At 46.6% G+C, this 4,655-nt stretch carries 3 protein-coding genes; all 3 read right to left on the bottom strand.

Annotated elements, in window-relative coordinates:
• Positions 1–124: 124 nt before the first annotated feature.
• The 3 genes from JGK22_RS13620 to JGK22_RS13610 all read right to left on the bottom strand — a co-directional run bounded on the left by JGK22_RS13620 (position 125) and on the right by JGK22_RS13610 (position 4,186).
• Positions 125–2,014, bottom strand: coding sequence for a hypothetical protein (locus JGK22_RS13620; protein WP_293313021.1), 1,890 nt, complete (start codon positions 2,012–2,014; stop codon positions 125–127).
• A gap of 186 nt (positions 2,015–2,200) precedes the next feature.
• Positions 2,201–2,875 carry a nitroreductase family protein gene (locus JGK22_RS13615; protein ID WP_293186709.1) on the bottom strand — a complete coding sequence of 225 codons (675 nt, stop codon included), beginning with the start codon at positions 2,873–2,875 and terminating at the stop codon, positions 2,201–2,203.
• A 327-nt stretch (positions 2,876–3,202) separates the two neighbouring features.
• Positions 3,203–4,186 (bottom strand): GntR family transcriptional regulator, encoded by a 984-nt coding sequence (locus JGK22_RS13610; protein ID WP_293186711.1) that lies wholly within the window; start codon positions 4,184–4,186, stop codon positions 3,203–3,205.
• Positions 4,187–4,655: the final 469 nt, after the last annotated feature.

Below are 4,655 nucleotides of genomic sequence, written 5' to 3'. Positions count from 1 at the left end.
GTACCTTTCCGGAGCGCTGAAGCGCAACTACGTACCTTTCCGGAGCGCTGAAGCGCAACTACGTACCTTTCCGGAGCGCTGAAGCGCAACTACGTACCTGCACTGCAAACATGAGATGCTGCCATTACTTCGGTTCGTGACTCGCAATCCGCTTGCCTTCGCCATCGTACACCTGCATCGGAATTTTCGCATTTTCCGCGATCGCCTCCAAGGCCTTTTGCAAAGTAGCAACGTGCTTTTCCACAGCTTGGCGACTCTTCGCAGAATTATTGTTATTCGCCTGAATGAAAGTTTGTTGCAACTTCTGCACGTAATCAGAATTCATCTGCACCGCAATCAAACCATTACTAACAGTATAATCGCAAATTTTTGGCTTGCCTTTGCAAGTTCTATCCAAATCCGTGCGCGCTTTTTGCAAGTTTCTTTCTTCCCGCAACTTAACTTCCGCTTGCTGCAAAGATGTTGTATAGGATTCTATCAGCGGTTTGGCTTTTTGGGAATAGGAAGTAGCCGTCGGAACTTGCTCCGCATAACTCAAAGCTCTTCGCCAGTTTTCCGATGCTTTAAACCAGCCGTTTTTGCCCTCAAAAATTCGAGCTTCCGCTGCTAAAGTCACAGCTTGAGTGTAGGCATTTTCCGAAATTCCTTCCACATTTCGGCGCTCGCGAGCTTGTGAAAGCTTGGTTTCGTATTTCGGAACTAGCAATCTACCTAGTTGATAAGATTGCGTGTTGCTGGGAATTTCTGATATAATTCCTAGGGCTTTTTCCCAACCTGCTTCCACTTGTCCCCATGTCTGCGATGTCTGAGCTACTGCTTCCCGAGCTTCTGCTATTTGGGCTGCACTTTTGGCGGCGATCAACAGTTTTTCGGCTTGTTTTTCTGTGCCTAATTGCCGATTTCCAGTGGCTAAATTCTTTCGGTATTCCTTCGCCTTTGTCTGAGCATATGGATAAACTGGGCTGCTTGTGGGGATTTCTCCGAGTTGGCCGATCGCACTTTGCCACAATGTTTCGGCTTGCTGCAAGCTCTGTTCGGAAACAGGCCGATTTTGGGTTTTCCCGGCTGCCGACTGTGCGAGGCGCGCTGCATCGATCGCAGATGTGATATTTTGACTTTGCTCCTGATATTTTTCGATCGCAGTTTGAGCCTCGCCGCAATGAATTGACCAAGCCGGAATTGGTTCCAAAAGTGCGATCGCCTGTTTTAACTGTTCCTGCGCCTCTTCCGGGCTGCTAGCAACCTTGGAAGTTTTCAGAGTCTTCGCCGAATTGTCGCTCAACTGTTTGGCATTGGCTAATGCAGTACATTCTCCGATGACGCAGGGGCGACTCAGCAGGTAATAACCGCCCGCCAAAATCACCGCCACCAGACTTACCATTCCGGCCGCCACCAACATCGTAAACGGTGAAGTCTTCGGCGTTTCGGCGACTGTTACCGCTTCCATATCCAGCGCATCGAAGGGATTTTCTGCGATATTTTCCGGGATTGCAGCTACCTTAAAGGCGATCGGATCGGAATCGCTGGAACTCTCGGAAAAATTAGGGAAATATTCATCACCGCCCGCATTTTTAACATCCGTTTCTAACGGCATTTCCTCCGCTACATCCGCCGTCTCAGCAGCATTTTCGGCTAAAACTATCCCCGTTTCTGCTGCGGGTTGCTTCTCGGGTTTTTTTAGCACTTCCACTGTTCTGGGTCTTGACAAAACAGGGTTGTGCATGGTAAAAGAATGGAAAGCATAAGGCTGTTTTTGCCCGGTGATTTTGAGGCAAAGTCCAATCTGTTGAATCGATTCCGGTTCTATTTCGAGAATTGCTGCTTCTAGCACCGCAAAAGTCGGTTTAGCTTTGAGAACTAAACTGCGCGGGTGTTCTCCCACGACAGTTAAAGAGTCATCTCGAAAATCGCAACTGATATAAAGCGGTAAATTTTTAAATCCGGCTGCTTGCAAGTGCTTTTGTAACTCTACTTCTAGAATTTGTGCCTTGCTTTGTCGCGCTGCTACTGTCATATTTTTTCCTCCTCTGTCTACTATCACCACACTTGAAATTTTAGATTTTAGATTTTAGATTTTAGATTTTAGATTGCAATTTCGGATTGTGAAATTGCAAAATAGTCGGTATTCTGATTTGTTTGAACTTTTGCACAAACTCAGGCAAATCTTAAGTCTCAAATCTCAACTCTCAAATCTTAACTCTCAAATTTCAACTTGCAAGGCCTCTCCATAACTTTCGCTGAAATAAACTTGAGTCACATCAAAACGGCCGCCGTATTGTTTCAAAGGTTCTGCTGCATAACCAAGCGGTAGCAAACAGCATACATCTACTTCTGCGGGAATTTGAAAGGCTTCTTTCACCTTAGCTGCGACAAAACCTTCCATCGGACAACTGTCTACTCCAAAGCTTTTAGCTGCAATCATTAAATGAGCTACTGCGAGCATTGTATGTCTGTTTGTCCAAGCTTCTACGGACTCAAAGCATGGATGGTTCTCGAACAATTGCGGGATTGCTTGTCGCATATAACCAGCTAAATTCTCGTTCATTCCACCTACGGCTTTGCCCAATTCGATGACGGCTTCGGTGTTTTCGGGTTGGGCGGCGCGCCGATCGCCACAACAGATTAACACGATCGGGGCTTCTACCACTTGCCGCTGGTCGAAGGCACAAGCTTTTAATTTTTCTTTGCTGGCTGGATCTTTAAGTACAATAAACCGCCAAGGCTGCAAATTATAACCGGAGGGCGATCGCACTCCCAAGCGCAAAATCTCTGCCAATATTGCTGGGGGAATCGGATCGCACTTGAAGCTGCGCGCGGCCCGCCGGCTTTCGATCGCAGTTTTAACATTAATTGAAGGTTGGATTTCAATTGGCATGGATTATTGGTTATTAGTTATTGGTTATTGGTTATTGGTTATTGGTTATTGGTTATTGGTTACTGGTTATTGGTTATTGGTTATTGGTTATTGGTTATTGGTTATTGGTTATTGGTTATTGGTTATTGGTTATTGGTTATTGGTTATTGGTTACTGGTTATTGGAATAACAACTACCAACTACCAACTGTCAACTGTCAACTGTCAACTAAGAGGGCTCTCACGGGGCACTGCCCCTACAACTGTCAACTGTCAACTGTCAACTGTCAACTGTCAACTGTCAACTGTCAACTGTCAACTGTCAACTGTCAACTGTCAACTGTCAACTCTATCCCAAGCCCAACTCGCGCTTGAGTAAATTAATCGACTTAGAGCCGATGTAATTTTCCGAGCATACCAGTTGCGGGGGACGAATAATATCCTCTCGGGCCGCGTTAATGGCAGCTTTTACTGTAGCAAAACTCGGTTGGTCGCAGAAAATAGTTCTAGCCGATCGCACGATCGAGTTAATCTTGTAGGCATCCGACAGCAAAGCTGTCATCACCAGCAAATCCTCGCCCCGGAGACTGTGAATAATCACTTCAGTCGATCGCAACATTCCCGAACTTAGGCTCACGATACCCAAATAACTATCCTTCGGCAAACTCCCCACTAACTGGATTTCCTGAACATAATCATAGATGTCTACGGGAATCACTCGCACCGAACGCGGCGCCGAAATCAATTCCGCTTGTCCGATAAAATAACGACTGGTGATTACAGTTCCCGCAGAGATGTTATCCAGAAAAGTACCTAAATCTTCCATCGCCACTAACTGGATGGGAATCCGCAAAGCTTGTTCCAGTTCTTTCGCCATCAGCTCACCCACGCCGATGTCTTCTGTGGGGGCTGTGACGACCACCCGCGCGCTGCACCGGAGTCGCCAGTCAATTTCGGCCAAAAATAATTCCCTAGCTTGGTTGAGCGTACAGCCCTGTCCCAGCAGTTGATCCATACTTTCTTGCACTATTTTATTGGCAAGGGGATATTCATCAAGAATCGGGGATTTGAGTTTGCTGCCGCCTTCGTGCCCTTGGGCGCGCACGTAAATCCCCGATCCGGCTTGGGCTTCTACGAGTCCGGTATTTTCTAGTTGTCGGTATACTTTGCTGATGGTGTTGCGGTGCAAACCCGTCTGCATCGCTAGCTGCCTCGTGCTGGGCAAGCGGTGCCCGGGCGGAAACTGGCGCGAGGCGATCGCAAACCTGATTTGATTGAATAATTGCGTAGATGCAGGGATCTCGCTATCTGTTTGAATATGAAACTGAACCATATTAAAGGCTCCGACGACTTTAATTTAATATTTTTATAGGATCTATATACCGCACATGGGATTGCCCGGATATCTCTGCATATAGCATAATCTGATTTGGTTCCTTTGCGACGGCGGTTTTGCTTGGTTTGCGATCGAGCCTGATTGTTCAGGTACTTTCAAGTCTTAGCCGTAGCGTGCGTCAGCAAAAATAATTCTGAATCCTCACAGACGATCTCATTCTGACGCACCAGCTAACAAATTGTACGTCAGAATGAGATTGTGAATTTGTCGCAAAAATTTGCCAAGCTGACGCACCCTATTTAACTCATTTGATCTCTTCCAAAAATATCTAGGCGGGCAAGATGCCCATCCCACAATTTTTTTTTGCTTGTGGGATGGGCATCTTGCCCGTCCCAAATTGTTTATTTTGTGGGATGGGCATCTTGCCCGTCCCAAATTGTTTATTTTGTGGGATGGGCATCTTGCC

Origin of the sequence: Microcoleus sp. PH2017_08_TRC_O_A (assembly GCF_020738665.1) — a bacterium.
Classification (GTDB): domain Bacteria; phylum Cyanobacteriota; class Cyanobacteriia; order Cyanobacteriales; family Microcoleaceae; genus Microcoleus.
Note: the sequence above shows the minus strand (reverse complement) of the source record. Positions and strands in the feature narration are given on the sequence as shown.

Bases quoted from the DNA above. Each gene is read 5' to 3' on its own strand.
- JGK22_RS13620 (WP_293313021.1), bottom strand. From the start codon at position 2,014: ATGACAGTAGCAGCGCGACAAAGCAAGGCACAAATTCTAGAAGTAGAG.
- JGK22_RS13615 (WP_293186709.1), bottom strand. From the start codon at position 2,875: ATGCCAATTGAAATCCAACCTTCAATTAATGTTAAAACTGCGATCGAA.
- JGK22_RS13610 (WP_293186711.1), bottom strand. From the start codon at position 4,186: ATGGTTCAGTTTCATATTCAAACAGATAGCGAGATCCCTGCATCTACG.